The 15444-nt window shown below is 65.3% G+C and carries 16 protein-coding genes; 11 read left to right on the forward strand and 5 right to left on the reverse strand.

Annotation, left to right across the window (positions count from 1 at the left end):
• Positions 1-46: 46 nt before the first annotated feature.
• Both AC07YR_RS00475 and AC07YR_RS00480 read right to left on the reverse strand, forming a co-directional pair.
• Complete coding sequence (locus AC07YR_RS00475) at positions 47-904, reverse strand: SDR family oxidoreductase (RefSeq protein WP_436057578.1); 858 nt, start codon at positions 902-904, stop codon at positions 47-49.
• Between the two features lie 240 nt (positions 905-1144).
• Positions 1145-1606 (reverse strand): DUF6278 family protein, encoded by a 462-nt coding sequence (locus tag AC07YR_RS00480; RefSeq protein ID WP_494732765.1) that lies wholly within the window; start codon positions 1604-1606, stop codon positions 1145-1147.
• Positions 1607-1681: 75 nt separating this feature from the next.
• On the opposite strand from AC07YR_RS00480, the gene AC07YR_RS00485 reads away from it, so the two are divergent.
• Both AC07YR_RS00485 and AC07YR_RS00490 read left to right on the forward strand, forming a co-directional pair.
• Entirely contained in the window at positions 1682-2293 is a 612-nt protein-coding gene (locus AC07YR_RS00485) for an RNA polymerase sigma factor (RefSeq protein WP_436057580.1), read from the forward strand.
• Positions 2290-3258 (forward strand): CU044_5270 family protein, encoded by a 969-nt coding sequence (locus tag AC07YR_RS00490; RefSeq protein WP_494732766.1) that lies wholly within the window; start codon positions 2290-2292, stop codon positions 3256-3258. The genes AC07YR_RS00485 and AC07YR_RS00490 overlap by 4 nt, the downstream gene beginning before the upstream one ends.
• A gap of 6 nt (positions 3259-3264) precedes the next feature.
• Here AC07YR_RS00490 and AC07YR_RS00495 read toward each other — a convergent pair whose 3' ends face one another.
• Entirely contained in the window at positions 3265-3426 is a 162-nt protein-coding gene (locus AC07YR_RS00495; protein WP_494732767.1) for a hypothetical protein, read from the reverse strand.
• A gap of 670 nt (positions 3427-4096) precedes the next feature.
• On the opposite strand from AC07YR_RS00495, the gene AC07YR_RS00500 reads away from it, so the two are divergent.
• Positions 4097-5461, forward strand: coding sequence for a prealbumin-like fold domain-containing protein (locus tag AC07YR_RS00500; protein WP_494732768.1), 1365 nt, complete (start codon positions 4097-4099; stop codon positions 5459-5461).
• 74 nt (positions 5462-5535) lie between these two features.
• Here AC07YR_RS00500 and AC07YR_RS00505 read toward each other — a convergent pair whose 3' ends face one another.
• Complete coding sequence (locus tag AC07YR_RS00505; RefSeq protein ID WP_494732769.1) at positions 5536-6687, reverse strand: DUF6226 family protein; 1152 nt, start codon at positions 6685-6687, stop codon at positions 5536-5538.
• Positions 6688-7001: 314 nt separating this feature from the next.
• On the opposite strand from AC07YR_RS00505, the gene AC07YR_RS00510 reads away from it, so the two are divergent.
• From AC07YR_RS00510 to hrpB, 3 genes are read left to right on the forward strand one after another with little or no spacing between them, the layout of a single operon-like run.
• On the forward strand, positions 7002-7316 hold the full coding sequence (locus tag AC07YR_RS00510) for a hypothetical protein (protein ID WP_494732770.1): 315 nt from the start codon (positions 7002-7004) through the stop codon (positions 7314-7316).
• Between the two features lie 21 nt (positions 7317-7337).
• Entirely contained in the window at positions 7338-8099 is a 762-nt protein-coding gene (locus tag AC07YR_RS00515; RefSeq protein ID WP_494732771.1) for a VOC family protein, read from the forward strand.
• Between the two features lie 57 nt (positions 8100-8156).
• Positions 8157-10832 (forward strand): ATP-dependent helicase HrpB, encoded by a 2676-nt coding sequence (gene hrpB / locus AC07YR_RS00520; protein ID WP_494732772.1) that lies wholly within the window; start codon positions 8157-8159, stop codon positions 10830-10832.
• A 22-nt stretch (positions 10833-10854) separates the two neighbouring features.
• On the opposite strand, the gene AC07YR_RS00525 is transcribed toward hrpB, so the two are convergent.
• Complete coding sequence (locus AC07YR_RS00525; protein WP_494732773.1) at positions 10855-11394, reverse strand: hypothetical protein; 540 nt, start codon at positions 11392-11394, stop codon at positions 10855-10857.
• Positions 11395-11688: 294 nt separating this feature from the next.
• On the opposite strand from AC07YR_RS00525, the gene AC07YR_RS00530 reads away from it, so the two are divergent.
• The 5 genes from AC07YR_RS00530 to AC07YR_RS00550 all read left to right on the forward strand — a co-directional run bounded on the left by AC07YR_RS00530 (position 11689) and on the right by AC07YR_RS00550 (position 15431).
• Positions 11689-12294, forward strand: coding sequence for a phosphatase PAP2 family protein (locus AC07YR_RS00530; RefSeq protein ID WP_269319482.1), 606 nt, complete (start codon positions 11689-11691; stop codon positions 12292-12294).
• A 10-nt stretch (positions 12295-12304) separates the two neighbouring features.
• Entirely contained in the window at positions 12305-13021 is a 717-nt protein-coding gene (locus AC07YR_RS00535) for a DedA family protein (RefSeq protein WP_436057588.1), read from the forward strand.
• A gap of 5 nt (positions 13022-13026) precedes the next feature.
• Entirely contained in the window at positions 13027-13704 is a 678-nt protein-coding gene (locus AC07YR_RS00540; RefSeq protein ID WP_436057589.1) for a response regulator transcription factor, read from the forward strand.
• Between the two features lie 7 nt (positions 13705-13711).
• Positions 13712-14731 (forward strand): sensor histidine kinase, encoded by a 1020-nt coding sequence (locus AC07YR_RS00545; RefSeq protein WP_436057590.1) that lies wholly within the window; start codon positions 13712-13714, stop codon positions 14729-14731.
• 85 nt (positions 14732-14816) lie between these two features.
• Positions 14817-15431, forward strand: a complete 615-nt coding sequence (locus AC07YR_RS00550; protein WP_028269348.1) for a PadR family transcriptional regulator — start codon at positions 14817-14819, stop codon at positions 15429-15431.
• The last annotated feature ends 13 nt before the right edge of the window (positions 15432-15444 follow it).

Here is a 15444-nt window from a genome sequence, read left to right on the forward strand (position 1 = left end):
AGCTGGCTGTGAATGCCATTATCCGCCTGCCCGCCCGCCGACGGGCTCAGCCCGCCAGTGGGCGCAGGCCGTCGACCAGGGGAGTGGTGGGCCGCCCGGCCAGCCGTGCGAGATCTCCGGTGGTCAGGGCAAGTGCTCCCTCCCGGATATTGCCGTCCAGGGCTGCGAGGAATCCGGCCGTGGCAGGGTCAAGGCCGGCGGCCTCCAGGGCGCTGACGTGCTCTGCTGAACTCACGGGCAGGTAGCTGACGTTGCGCTCCAGGACCGTCGAGAACGCAGACGCCAGTTCCCCAAACGTCCAGGCGTAGTCGCCGGACAATTCATACACGCGGCCTTCGTGACCGGGCGTGGTCAGGACTGCGGCGATGGCTGCGGCGTAGTCCGCCCGGGTGGCGCTGGCAACGCGTCCCTCGCCTGCGCTGGCCAGCAGCGTGCCGGTCTCGCGGGCCGTGAGCAAGGCCGCGGCGTAGTTCTCCGTGTACCAGCCGTTGCGCAGGAAGGTGAACGGAAGGCCGCTGGCGCGGATGGCCTCCTCGGCCTTCGCGTGGTCAGGGGCCAGAACGAGCTCGGTGGTGTCAGCGGCCAGGACGCTGGTGTACAGAATGTGGGCAACCTTGGCCCGGACAGCCGCGCCGATGACTGTTTCGTGCTGGGTTGACCGGTTCTGGATATCGCTGCCGGAAATGAGAAGGAGGGTGTCGCCTTCGTCGAGGGCGGCGTCAACGGTGGCCGGATCGTCGTAATCCACTGTCGCTGTCCTGACGCCGTAAGCCGCCAGTTCCGCCAGCTGCTGAGCGGAACGCCCCGCGGCCACGATCTGCTCTGCCGGTACGCCGCGTCCCAGCAATTCCCTGACGACAAGGCGCCCCAGCTGGCCGGTGGCTCCTGCAATGACAATGGACATGAGATTCTCCTTGATTACCTTGGTTACCGGACGCCCCATTCGGGCGCCCTCCGTTATGGGCAACCGCCCCCGAACGGGAACAATTCCGGCGCCGGATGATGCACTTTGAAGTGCAATAGGCACCTTCAGGTAAGTAATGGAAAGGGCAGGTCGAAGCTTTCACCTGACCTCGACTGAGTGGTCTCAACTTCCACTGTTGTCGCGATTGACCGCACGACCCCCTCACCGGGCAGTCTTCGGTCAGGCCTCTAACGCCACGATTTCCAACACGTGCGCATAGTTCTGCTGGAGAGTTGGTATCCCCACGGTTAGGCGCCTTTCGGCGACGTAAACCACCGAAACGGCGGTGCCCCGGGTGACGCGGACGCACGGGTCCCCCTCCACAACCACTTCCCAATGCGCGCCTGGAACAGTGTGCGTGAGAAGGTCACCATAGAACATGCCAATGGCGGGGACCAGCTTTGCCAGAGCAGCTCGGTCAGTGTGGCCGTCCATGAGGTGGTCGACGGCGGCGAGGCCCTCTTTGGTGCGTGGGAGCTCTTTCCCGAGAGAACGGAAGAGAGCCAGTAGATCGTCGTAACCACCAACGTTGGTGGGAGGAATAGCTGGCTCGGCCGGTGCCGGTTTGTATTCGGCGTATCGGCGAGGAAGGCCTGCCGGAAGTTGTTGCAGAGGTTCGTCGGAGTCGCCGGGGTCCGTCATCTCGAAAGACTACGCTCGTGGTCATTGGATCGGGAACCTTTTCGGGTCCTGCGGACACTACAAGGCATGAGGCTAATGGGGGAAACCGACGAAGACCTGTGGCGTGACTGCATCACAGGCAACGCTGATGCCTTCGGGGCTCTGTTCGACAGGCATGCCGATGCGGTCTTCCGGTACTGCCTGTCCCGGTGCGGATCCTGGCATGATGCAGAGGAACTCGTCTCGATCACTTTTTTGGAGGCGTGGCGGCAGCGGGACAGGCTCAGGCCGGAGAAGGACACGGTCCTTCCGTGGCTGCTCGGGGTGGCCACGAACGCGAACCGCAACCGCGCCAGGGGATCCCGGCGGCACGCTGATTTCCTGGCCAGGCTGCCGCACTCCGATCCCCGGCACGGCCAACATGAAGCGGACCATGCGGAAGCGGTCGCCTCGCGGCTCGATGCTGAACGCGCCGTCCGCGAATTGCTTGACACGACCGCTGGACTGAACGACGGGGAACGGGACGTCGTTGTCCTGTGCCTGATGAACGGAATCGGCCAGGAAGAAGCCGCCAAGACCCTCGGTGTAAGGACCGGGACCGTGAAATCGAGACTGCACCGCGCACGGGCCAAGCTGGCCGCCATGAACCGGGACCTAGTGCCCAACGAACAACTCGACACGACAATCGTTGAAGCGAGGCTCCCATGAACCTGTCTGAAGTGACCTACCCGAAAGACACGAAGAACCGCGTCCAGAATCTCCTCGTCCAGGAGGCGCGGCGGAAACCGAACCTGCTCCGCCGTCCCCGTCGAACGCGAGTATGGCTCGTAACAGCGGCTGCCGCCGCGGTCGCGGCACTGATTGCGGGAGACGTCGTCGGACTCGCCGGCTGGCGTGGTGGAGCAACCGCGCAGGCCGCAGAAGTCCTCAACAATGCGGCGGAGACGGCGATCATGACGGCTGATCCAGTCGTGAACCCGGGCCAGTATTTGAGGGTCAAAAGCACCAATGTCTGGAGCAGCGCCTCAACCGAGGCAGATGGTTCCACCTACGAGTGGCTGGACACGGAAAAACTCGATTTGTATATTCCGGCTGATCGCTCTGATGAGTGGGTCTGGCTACGCTCAGGACGAGTACCCACGACATTCTTTGACGCCAAGTCCAAGGAGTACGTCGAAAAGAACGGCTACCAGCCATTTCCTGAGCTGCTGCGCGCACCCAACGGATCCTTCTATGGCAGCCCCGGCGGGTGGGTTCATACGGACATGTCCGCCCTTCCCCGCGATCCCTACCGGTTGCTGAACAGCATCTACAAACAAACTCTGGGGAAAGGCCAGTCCGTCGACGGCGAAGCCCTGGTGTTCATAGCTGACCTCCTCAGAACAGGTGTTGTGCCGGCCGACCTGCGGGCCGCCCTCTATAAGGCCGCGGCCATGATCCCTGGCGTGACCATCACAGAAAACCAGGCAAATCTGGACGGCCGCACCGGCATAGCCATCGGACGAACCGAGGAGGGCCCGTCCAAGACGCGTCAGGAGATCATTATCGACGCCGCAACAGGGCACCTGATCGGTGAACGGGCAATCCTTACTGAGCCTCAAGGATCAATACCGGCAGGAACGGCCATCGGCTGGACTGCCATTGAAACATCCGTTACCAACGCGGCACCCTGAACCGCCTCATCCAACTTCGTCCGTCGCATCGTTCTGTTGTGGCCCGCCCTTCCGCAAACTGACATCGTTGTGCGCGCCGGGAGCGAGGTCGTGCGCCTCCATCGAGACGCCGTGGTCGTAGGCGCTGGAGATATGCCGGCGGCCTTGGCCCACGTGAAAGCTGGCCATTGCATAGCCTCCGGCCGCAAGGACCCGGAAGCATTCTGCAAAAAAGCCGGGCAGGTCGGCGGTACGCAAATGGATGATGGCATATCACGCGAAGAATCCGCCCAGCTGCATGTCGGCGTGCGGAAGATTGCGCAGTTCTGCGACCTCAAACCGGACCCCGGGATGGCTCCTCCGGGCAACCTCAAGCATTCCGGGGACACATCGACACCAGCTATCGCGTCGGCAAATTGCCAATTCCACCACTTGCAATGGCCAAACGTAGGAATTCAGTTTGGTTTCGTAAGTATTAATCATTCATATTGATTTACATAGGCTGCTGGGCGATCTACGGAAATGGATCTCTCGCAGGGGGTACAAGGCGGAAATAGGGGTTACTCAGTTTCTCCCTTTAAATTCCCGATGATGAGGGCGTAGTAAAACGAGTGGCAGAGTATTTCCTTTTCGCAATCTAGGTACACTCCACTGCTGTGAAACTGTGAGCAGTGCGGCTTGAATGTGATTGTTAGAGATTTCCTGCCCGCTCCTATTGTCTGCCCTCCGCGGCAATTGGAGCAGTCAGGCTGACCATGCTGATGGCCAGCCATTCAATATTCAGGGAATTGCTGGGAATTCCGTGGCATGGGGCTATTGCTTCATGCCGTCATCCTCCAGCGCAGAAAGCGAGATTTCCGTGAAAAACAAAACCGCCGCCCATCTGGGCGCAGGTTTGGCATGTTTGGTGTTATTACTTTCGGGAACCACAGCAGCCCAGGCCAATCTGTTTGAAAGCCCGTTCGACGCATCCGACGGCAATCTGGTCCTTGATGACGAGGCCAAGGACTGGGTTAACGTTGGGGTCAATTGCGTATCCACGCCCAAAGTGGGCTGCGGCATTGACAAACCAACCGGGCAGAATGATGACTCGTTCGGCAACGGAACGAAGGAAGACACTGCCATCCCGAGTGTCATTGACGGGTCCATCCCCAACAACAAGAGCGACCTGACCCGTTTCTACACAAAACTCGTTACTGAGAGCAACGGCGAAGATTACGCCTACCTGGCCTGGGAGCGGGTCCAGGAGCCGACCGGCACCACGAACATGGACTTCGAATTCAATAAGTCCGCCACGTTGTCCGCCAATGGTGTCACCCCGGTCCGGACTGCGGGAGACGTTCTGATCAAGTATGACCTCTCTCAGGGCGGTACGGTTCCGACGCTCGGCTACCACCTCTGGGTGACGACAGGTGTGGGACGCGACGTGTGCGAAGCATCCAACTCCGTCCCCTGCTGGGGCAAAGTACAGCCGCTCACCGGCAATTTTGAGGGCTCGATCAATACGGTCAGCGTTATCGACCCGATTGCGCCGGACAACCCCCGCACGCTCAGTGTCCGGACCTTTGGTGAAGCAGCGATCAACCTGACGGATTCAGGCATCATTCCGGCGGGCACCTGCAGAGGATTCAGCACCGCCTACCTGAAGAGCCGTTCATCCGATTCATTCACCGCCGCTGTGAAGGACTTCATTGCCCCTCAGCCGCTGGACTTCAACAAGTGCGGCAGGATCGACGTTGTGAAACAGGATGACGACTCCCCGGCGTCAGCCCTTGCTGGAGCCGTTTTCACTCTGTACAACGATGTCGCTCCCGTTGGAACCGCGTTGGGCGCTGAGGACACCGCCACGACCCTGACCTGCACCACCGGAGCGGACGGCAAGTGCTCTTTTGTGGATGTACCAACCGGCAACTACTGGGTGGTGGAAACTACAACTCCGGCAGGACATGACACTGCAGCACCGCAGCAGGCCGTAGTGGGAGCCGGAGGAACGGTGACTCTGACCTTCACCGACCCCCGCGACTTCAAGGTGATAGTGCTGGTCTGCAAGGAAGCCGACAACTCCCTGTACCCCAGCACCGTGACTGTGGACGGAGCCGACAAGACTTCCCTTGCCACAGCCCCTTCCGGTCTGACAGCCGCCCAGCTGTGCGGCCTGGGCGGTGCCGCCTACGGCGACCTGAGCTACGGCGACCACCCGGCAAACGTCAACATCCCGCAGTAGGCCCTGAGGCTAAGCGTAAGGACCCGGAGCGGGTGGCCTGCTCCGGGTCCTTTGCGACATCGAAAGGTCCGGGTTCAGCGCCGCAACGGCCACGGACGCCAGCCGCCGGCCACTTCACGCAACCGGTCTTCCGCGTCCTGGAGGCGCACGGCGTCGACCGGAGCGGGTTCACCGCTCCCGCTTTCAAACCCGGAGCCGTCCACCGCGGTCAGCGCGTACTCGCTCCATTTCCGGCCGCCCACCGGATAGCGTTCGCGGTAGCCTCCCGCCGCCACGGTGAGCACCAACATCTCCATCCGGTCAGCCGCGGTCCCGGCCGTTTCATCGCAGGCATCGCAGCCGCACACCGGAAACGGGAAGTCATACATCACGCCGGCGTGGATCAGAACGCCCGGATATCCGGTGAACAGAAACGTCAGCGGTGCTGCATCGGCCCTGCGCGGGGTTACCCTGACAGCCTGCAGCATCTCCCGGGCCTTCATGAACACGTCCCCGGCGTGGACGGGATCCCTGTCGACGTCGACGTCGTAGACGGCAGACAGGTGATCGATCAGGGCCGCCGCGACGGCGTGTAGACCCGCGAAGCGCTCGGGATGGCTGTCGACGCTGTACGACTCCGGGGCAGGACCCTCGTCGCCCCATTGCCGGCCGTAGGGGATCAGTGCACCGTCCGGTGAGTAATATGCCCTCGTCGGCAGAAGCGGCCGGACATAGGGCGGCTGGCCTGCGGACGGCGGGACCGGCGGGGGTGGGACGGAAGGTGATTCCACCTCTTCCCCGGCCCAGTCCGACAACGCCGACACGAGGCCGCGGACGGACTCGGCGTCGGCGCTTCGCAACGCCACGAGCATGCGAGCGACGTCGAACTGCCTCTGCCGGTTGCCCACGAGGGGAGACCCGTTTTGGTACGCAGTCCACCGCCCATCCGGCCTGAGCCGCGCGATGGTGTTTCCGACGAACACGGCTGCCGCGGCGCTCATGGCGCTGTCGCTATCAATCTCGGCAGCCCATTGGTGCAGGAACCACATGAGCCTCGCAGGGTCCGCGGCGAGCTCGTCCGCCCTCACACCATGGTCGGCGCAGAACCCGATGAACGCGGAGTAACCTGCGACGTGCCTGACCTCAGTCGCGCGGCCGGGCCCCTCCGCGTATGGGGCCCCGGCGCGTGAGACGGGTTCGGGCAAGTCGGTGGCCGAACCCTCGAACAAATCTTCTGCATGCCGCATAACGGGATCCTAGCCCCGGACCAGGCAACAAGGGTGCCTGCGGAGGCGTGCCTGCGGAAGCCGGTCTACCATTGGCTCCTCGACGTCGTTCCGGCTCCGCGACAGCTCAAGCCACAGCCACAGCCGACAATCTGAATGGGGGGGCAACCATGCAGTACGGGGTGAGTAGGCGAGTTTCGGCTTGCGTCGGGGCCGTAGCGATCATTGCGGCCGCTTCGTTGTCTGCTTGTGGGGTTTCCCCCGGGAACGGAGAACCGCCCTGCCTTCCGCCCGCCTATTCGGTGGCCCCGCCCAGTGCCAGGGCGGGCGACCCGGTGACGGTCCAGGCGCCGGATGCTGACTGCAATCCCCGGTACGGCAAGGACGCCCGCATCCAGGTCACCCTCACGGATGCGGCCGGCATAAAGGTCATCAACACCACGGCCCCCATGACAGACGGAGGCGCCTTCACTTATACGTTTGTTGTCCCGGCGACTGCAGCTGCCGGACCTGCTGCGGTGGAGGCGGTGCCCTACGGCGTTGATTGGTGTGATGATACCGGCAGGAACAACCGCGCCGGCGGAACCGGGACTACCCTCGAACGAACGTCGTGTGCCGCACGAACAGAGCCCCTAACCATCATCCGCTAACCACAACGGGAAGGCGCATCAATGACAGCCCGCAACACACGTTCCGCCGGTGCCCCGTGCCGGGTGGACACATTCCAGCCCGATCCCCACGCCGCCATGGACTTTTACGGTCCGCTCTTCGGCTGGAGTTTCGACGATCCAGCGCCGATGCCGTCCGGGCTCGACGGCGACTACTTTACGGCGCGTCTCCGCGGGCGGCCGGTGGCCGGGATTGGCCAGGCTCCGCCGTTGTCCCGACCTTCGTGGAACACTCACGTCCGTGTCGAAGCCATCGGGCCAAGCCTCGTCCGCGCTGAGCAAGCCGGCGGCAGAGTCTTGGCCGGACCGTTTGGCGTCGGCTCGGAAGGCGCCCTTGCCGTGGTGGCCGATGCCACCGGGGTGCCATTTTTCCTTTCGGAGACTGGCCGGGGCGACGATGCCGCGCTGGCCGATGTACCGGACTCATGGGCGATGAGTTCGCTGCACACGACGGATCTCGACGCAGCGGCGTCGTTCTACGGCACCATGTTTGGCTGGGAACTTGATTCCGTGCCGGACGCCGGCTTCGCGCTCTGGCGCCTCTCGGGTGAAGTCGTCGCCGTCGTGACGGCGACGGACGGCGTCGCAGTCCCTCCGCACTGGAGCGTCAATTTCGCTGTCCGCGACGCGGACGCCTTGGCCGAGCACGCCGTTACCCTGGGCGGCACCATCGTTCTGGCGCCGATGAGCACGCCGGGTTTTCGCAACGCCGTGATCGGCGACCCGCAAGGCGCGTTCATTGCGGTCAGCGCACCGGCAGGCTGACACTTCCTGTTTGTCGATTGGAACAATCTCGACCGGGAGAGTGGGCACAATGGAGGCGTGACTTCTTCGCTCCTCCCGCCAGCCGCCGGACCCAACCCGCCCTTCGCTTTGGACGCTATTGGCGCGGGCCTGGCCTTTGCCGCGTCGCTGGGGGAGCTGGCTGACGCCCTGCGTTCCGGAGGGCCGGGCGGGACTGCCGTCGTCCAGGCACCTCCCGGAACGGGCAAGACAACCCTCGTTCCGCCGTTGCTCGCCAACATCGCTTCCGCCGGGTCCGGTACCGCAACGTATACCGCCGGACGGAAAGGCCGCAGCCCGCGCGTCGTCGTGACCCAGCCGCGCCGTGTCGCGGCGCGGTCCGCGGCACGACGATTGGCGGCACTGGACGGCAGCCGGCTAGGGGACCGCATCGGCTACACGGTCCGCGGCGAACGCATCTGCGGCGCGGGCACCATGATCGAGTTCGTCACGCCCGGCATCCTGCTGCAGCGGCTGCTCTCAGACCCGGGACTGGAGACTGTGGACGCCGTGATCCTTGACGAGGTGCACGAGCGCGGTCTGGAGACCGACCTGCTCCTCGGCATGCTCGCCGAGGTCCGCGAGCTGCGCGGCGACCTCATGCTGGTGGCCATGTCCGCCACACTGGATGCACCGCGCTTCGCCGCCCTTCTCGGGGCGGGCAACGGGGGGAACGACGACGGCGGCCCGGCACGCGTCGTCGACTGTCCTTCCGCGCTGTTCCCCCTGGAAACCCGGTGGGCACCGGCCGCCGTCGCGCGGCTGGACACCCGAGGCGTGACCCGCGCGTTCCTGGACCATGTGGCGGACACCGCTGCGGCAGCACATGACGAAGCCCTCGCGGAGGACGCGGACGTGGACGCCCTGGTTTTTGTGCCCGGCGCGTGGGAAGTGTCGCACGTCGCGGCCCGCCTCCGCAGCCGGGCGGATGCAGAGGTGCTGGAACTGCACGGCCAGGCAAGCCCGGCGGAACAGGACCGTGCAGTGTCGGGGCGGGAACCCGGCGGCCGTGCAAGGATCATCGTCTCCACCGCACTGGCCGAATCCTCCCTGACCGTCCCGGGAGTCCGGCTCGTCGTTGACTCCGGCCTGTCCCGCGAGCCTCGGCGCGACACGAACCGCGGCATGTCCGGCCTGGTGACTGTGTCCTGCTCCCGCGCCTCCGCCGTGCAGCGCGCCGGACGCGCGGCACGCCAGGGCCCCGGCCGGGTGGTCCGGTGCTATGACGAGAAGACCTTCGGGGCAGCCCCGGCCCACCAGATCCCGGAAATCGCGGTGGCTGACCTGACCGGAGCGGCTCTGGTCCTGGCCTGCTGGGGATCACCCGGCGGACGGGGCCTGGCCCTGCCTGACGCCCCGCCTGCGGCGGCAATGGCGGAGGCGGTTGAGGTCCTCCGCGAGCTGGGTGCCGTGGGTCCGGACGGCCTCGCCACGGAGCTGGGCAAGACCCTGGCACGGGTTCCCGCCGACCCGCGCCTGGCCCGCGCCCTGCTCGACGGCGCCGCAACCGTCGGCCACCGCGCCGCGGCGGAGACCGTCGCCGTCGTGGCCGGTGACCAGCGCGCTCCGGGCGCTGACCTGACCCGGCTGCTGGCCATGCTGCGTTCGGGCAACGATCCGGCGGCCCGGCGCTGGAAGGAGGACGTCCGGCGGATGGAATCGATCGTCCGCAACGAACGTGCCGCCGTCGGTAAATCCCAAGCCATTCCTCCGGTGCCCGCCGCGGAGGCCGTCGGGTTCGTCGTCGGCCTCGCGTTCCCGGACCGCGTTGCGCACCGCGTCCCGGGTGCGGGGGAACGGTACCTGCTCTCGTCCGGCACCCGGGCCGGCCTTCCGGCAGGCAGCCCGCTGTCAGGCCATGAATGGCTGGCGGTCGCTGAGGTTTCACGTGCGGAAGGCCGCGATGCCGCGGGTACCGGCGCCGTCATCCGTTCCGCCGCGCCGCTGTCGGCTGACACGGCGGAGGCCGCGGCCCGGCACCTGATGAGTGCAACCGTGGAAGCTGGATTCGACCAGGGGCGGATCAAGGCCCGGCGCGAACGCCGGTTGGGTGCGATCCTGCTTTCCTCGACGCCGGTGCGGCCGTCAGCCGCAGAAGGACGCGCAGCAGTGGCCCGGGCGCTGGCGAAGGAAGGGCTGGGAACCATCGGATGGTCGACGGCGGCGGACACCTTGCGCCGCCGTCTCGCGCTGCTGCACCGGGAACTGGGCGGACCCTGGCCGGACGTTTCCGAGGAAGCGCTGTTGGCCCGCCTTGACGACTGGCTGGCGCCCGAACTTGAGGCGCTTGCCGGCGGGAAGGCCACGGCCGGCATCGACCTCACCGATCCACTGCGGCGGCTCCTGCCTTGGCCCGATGCCGCCCGGCTGGGAGAACTGGCGCCGGAGACGCTGGAGGTGCCGAGCGGCTCGCGCGTCAGGATCGATTATCCGGACGCCGAGCACGACGACGGCAGGCCGGTGGTGGCGGTCAAGCTCCAGGAATGCTTCGGCTGGGCGGAAACACCGCGGCTGGCTGGCGGACGGGTCCCGGTGCTGTTCCACCTACTGTCACCGGCGCGGCGGCCCCTCGCGGTAACGGATGACCTCGCGTCGTTCTGGTCCGGGCCGTACGCGCAGGTGCGGGCCGAGATGCGCGGCCGCTACCCCAAGCATCCGTGGCCGGAGGATCCGTGGACGGCGCCGGCCACCGCCCGGACCAAGAGCAGGATGTAGCGCTGCCGCCGGCGGTGCGGGCTCATTCGCCGGTGATGCGTATCCCGGCCACAGCCCCGGTCCAGGGGCCGCCGGGGTCCTGACGCGTCAGATGGACTCCGACGTATCCGGGCTGCAGTTCCACGACCTGTGACACCACGCCTGAGCAGTCCAGAACGAGCGCCGGCAGACCCGTCCCCGTCAGGGGATCCTGGGAAAGTGAAATCTGGACGTCGTCGATGCCCACGCAAGCCGCCGTGACCGTGTGCCCACCGGCGGCCTTCACGGTGGCGATTTTGCTGAAGCCGACCCCCGAGCCGTCGGCCGGGCCGGACTCGTCAAGAAGCACAGACCCGGCCGCCGCTGAGAGGCGCTTCTTCAGTTCGGCGTAATTTCGCGTTTCGATGTCCAGAATCTCCGGACCCTTCGCCGGGACGGACGGCGCAGGACGGCCGCTGAAAACCGGGGCAGCGGTTGGCGGGGGATCGGCGGCGTCCTCGTAGGCACACCCGGCCAACAACACGGTGAGCACAGCCAGCACGGATGTACAGCGGCCCGGCCCCGTTCCCCCACGACGTGACATGGGCCGAGTCTACGGACAGTTCGCTCATCGGCAAGGCAGGCCGGTCCGGTTTCTTACGGATTCCTTAAGGGCAGGAGGCGAAGCTTGTCCTGGCGGCAACCGTCCGCCGTGCCCAGAAGGGAAGTGGCCCATTGACCGAAGTCCACCGAGTCCGAAACGAACCACGTCCGGTAAACACAACCGGCACAGGCCAGGCGGCAGCCCGTCGTGGTCTGCTGGAGCTTCCCCAGGTTCGGCATTGGATCATTTCAGCAGTCCTCCTGGCCGCCGCGGTTTCTCGCGCTGGGTCTGACCGTGCAATCGCTTCCTGGGGAGAGCGCCGTTGAACTGGGCGTTGACCAGGACCTCAGCCGGCACCATGCCGCCGTCCTGACGGTTGCAGCGATGGTCCTGAACGTGGCCTTTGGTCCTGTTTTCGGTCTGGTTGCCATTGTTCTGATCGCCCTGGCGGTGCTCCTGGTCCGCAGGTCGTTGGTGGATGCGGCCACCTTCGGTGTGTTGGCGGCGTCGGGTTGGGTGGCGAGCGAATTCTTCAAGCTCCTTGTCCGGCGGGACCGGCCCAACCCCGGCATGTTGTTCGACCCACTGGCGCCCGAAACCGGCTCCGACAGCCTCCCGAGCGGTCATGTCTCGTTCGCCATCACCCTTGCTTTCGCCCTGTATTCCCTGGCCCGCGGGACACGCTGGGCGCGTACGGTGGCCGCCCTGGGTGTGGCCCTGGCCCTGGTCGTTGCGTGGTCGCGGGTGTATATCGGGGTCCATTACCCGTCTGATGTGGCTGCATCGTTCCTCGCGGCCGGCGCCGTCCTCATACTACTCACGGGGCTCTGGAACCGATTCGCTGGCCGGATGTTTCAGCTTTTGCGCATCAACACAGCAACCCCGCAGCAACTGTCCTGAGGAGGGCCCTGTGAATATTCTTCAGGCACTTACTGGCTCCCCGGCCTTCGACGCTTCAGCCGGCGTTCTTTTCCTTTTTGACCCGGCAAGCATGCTGCAAGGCATGGGACCGGCGGCCATTGGCGTGATCGCCGCGATGGTCTTCGTCGAATCCGGAGTCCTGTTCCCTTTCCTGCCCGGGGACTCGCTGCTGTTCACCGCCGGGCTGCTGCACCAACAGCTGCAACTCACCCTGCCGGTGCTGATCGGCGTCGTTACGGCGGCGGCAGTTGGCGGTGACCAAGTGGGCTACCTGCTGGGCCGCAGATTCGGCAGGCGGTGGTTCACAGATGATGCCAGGGTGCTGAAAACTGCACACCTGACCCGGACTGAGGAATTCTTCGACCGCCACGGTGGGCCGGCCATCGTGCTGGCCAGGTTCGTTCCGATCGTCCGCACGTACGCACCCCTGACCGCCGGCATCGCCCGCTACGGGTACAAGGCCTTCACTGCGTGGAACATCATAGGTGCGCTGGCCTGGGCCGCCTCCGTGACCCTGTTGGGCTCCTGGCTCGGCCACTTCGAAATCATTGCCCGGAACATCGATGTGATCGCCATTGCCATGGTGCTTCTGTCCGTGGTGCCGTGGGGAGTGGAACTTCTCAAACGGCGGCACAAATCCCGGGCCACGGAACCAGACGCAGCCGGGGACGAAATGCCTGCGAGGGAACCGGCCACGGAAGAATAGCCATTATGAGTTCAACAGAGGATGTCCCTTCCCTGCTTCTGGTCGAAGACGACGCCGTCCTGGGACCGCTCGTGGCCGAGCTCCTTGGCATCGACTACCGGATCCGCCTTGTTGCCAATGGCAGGGACGGCCTTCACACCGGTCTGACTGAAGTGTGGGATGTGATGATCATCGACCGCGGGCTGCCCGGCATGGATGGCGTCGAACTCATAAAGGCCCTGCGTTCGAAGGGCATCACCGTTCCGATCCTCATTTTGACGGCCCTCGGTTCCACGCAGGACAAAGTCGACGGGCTGGACGCCGGTGCCAACGACTACATGACCAAGCCGTTCGACGCCGCGGAACTGAACGCACGGCTCCGCGCATTGACCCGCAGCTTTACCCTGCCCCGGACATCACTCGGCATCGGGGATTGGGAGCTGGACACCGCTTCCAGGTCCATCCGCTCGGTGTACGGGCCACTGGTTTCGCTCACTGCGAAGGAGACCGAACTCCTGGCCGCGCTGGCCAGCGAGCCGGAACGGGTCTTTACCCGCGACGAACTGATCACATCCCTGTTCCAGCCCACTGACCAGCCCGGCGTCATCGACACCTACGTCCATCACCTTCGCAGGAAGATCTCCAAAGCGGTGGTCCGCACCGTCCACGGTGTGGGCTACCAGATCGGCGACGCCCATGAATGAGGCGAACATGAATGAGACGACGCCCCCCGGCGACAGCCCCGACCATGCCACTCTCCGAACGGCCTCGCTCAAAGTGGCCCTCCGGATAAGCGCAGCATGTGCAGTGATGGTTCTGTGCCTGCTCTCCGGAGCCGCCCTGTACCTGATGAACCAGCTGGCCCACCCGGAACTGCCTGGTTCGGGAGCGCCCGCGGCGGACTATGCCTATCTCGACGCGAAGGACCTGCTCAAAGCCCTGATCATGGCGGGCGCCGCCGGGATTGTTCTTGCCGGGGGCATCGGCTGGGCAAGCGCACGCAGCGCCATCCGGCCATTGGCGGAGGCGCTGGCATTGCAGCGGAGGTTTATCCAGGATGCCAGCCACGAACTGCGCACGCCTTTGGCAATCCTGGATGCCCGGATCCAGCTCGCCCAGCGCGACGCTGTCCCGGACTCGACGGAGGGCCGGGCACTGGACCGGATCCGTGGGGACACTGCCGCATTGACCAGCATTGTCAATGAACTCCTGCTGGCCGCGACCGGGGCTCCACCGGAACCATCGACCGAACCGGTTGACCTTACCGCCATCACTGCCTCCGTGGCCGAGAGCCTTCAGCAGCTGGCAGGACAGCGGGACATCAGCGTCGTGGTCCGCAGCGAGGGCCGGCCCCTGGCCCGGATTGACGAGGGCAGCCTGCGCCGGGCCGTGCTTGCGCTCGGCGACAACGCCTTGGCCCATACGCCCGCCGGCGGCCGGATCACGCTCACGGCGTCAGCTGAGAAGCAACTCGCGGTAATAAAGGTGGCGGACACCGGCACCGGCGTAAGCGGGGTGGACCAGTCTCGGATCTTTGATCGATTTGTCAGGGCGCAGAGCCCGCAGGGAGCGCAGCGGAGCTTCGGCATCGGACTGGCTCTGGTCCGCGATATCGCTACCAGTGCCGGCGGCACCGTACAGATCGCACGGACCGGGCCGGACGGAACCACCATGCGTTTGGCGCTCCCATTGGCCGGAAAGCCGAATTCGCCCATTCCGGGATCCTTCTGAAAACCCTTGACCGGCGATACTTACCGATATATCGTTAAGTATCGCCGATGGTCGGCGACCGTAATATACAAAGGAGGATGCCCTCATGAGAGGCATTCACGACAAATTTTCAGACAACGGCCCGGAACGTGGACGTTTCGAGCGCGGACGCAGCCGGCGCGGACCCCACGGGCACGGCGGTGGCGGCTTCGGGAAGGGATTCGGCGCGGGTTTCGGCGCCGGCTTTGGGCCGGGATTCGGGCCGGGTTTTGGACCGGGCGGCCCGCGCCGGGCGAACAGGGGCGATGTCCGCTCTGCGATTCTGTCGCTCCTGGCCGAGGCCCCGTCCAACGGGTACGGCCTCATCAAGACAATCACGGAGAAGACGTCCGGCGCGTGGCGTCCGAGTCCGGGTTCGGTGTACCCGACGCTGCAGCAGCTCGTCGACGAAGAGCTCATCACGCCCGTCGGTGAGGGTCGGCGCACCGAATTCACACTCACCGATGCCGGCACGGCGTACGTGGCCGAACATGCCGAGGAGCTGGGGAACGCGTGGAACACCGATCCCGAGGGCACCGGACCCGCCTTTCACCAGAGCGTCGGCAAGCTCATGGGCGTCATCCACCAGTTCCGGGTCGCGGCCACCGACGAACAGCGTCTGGCCGCCGTCGAAAAGATTGATGAAGCCCGCCGGGCGCTGTACCTGATCCTTGCGGAGTGAACCCGGCAAGGAC

This window comes from Arthrobacter sp. GW460-12-1-14-TSB2 (assembly GCF_059423525.1).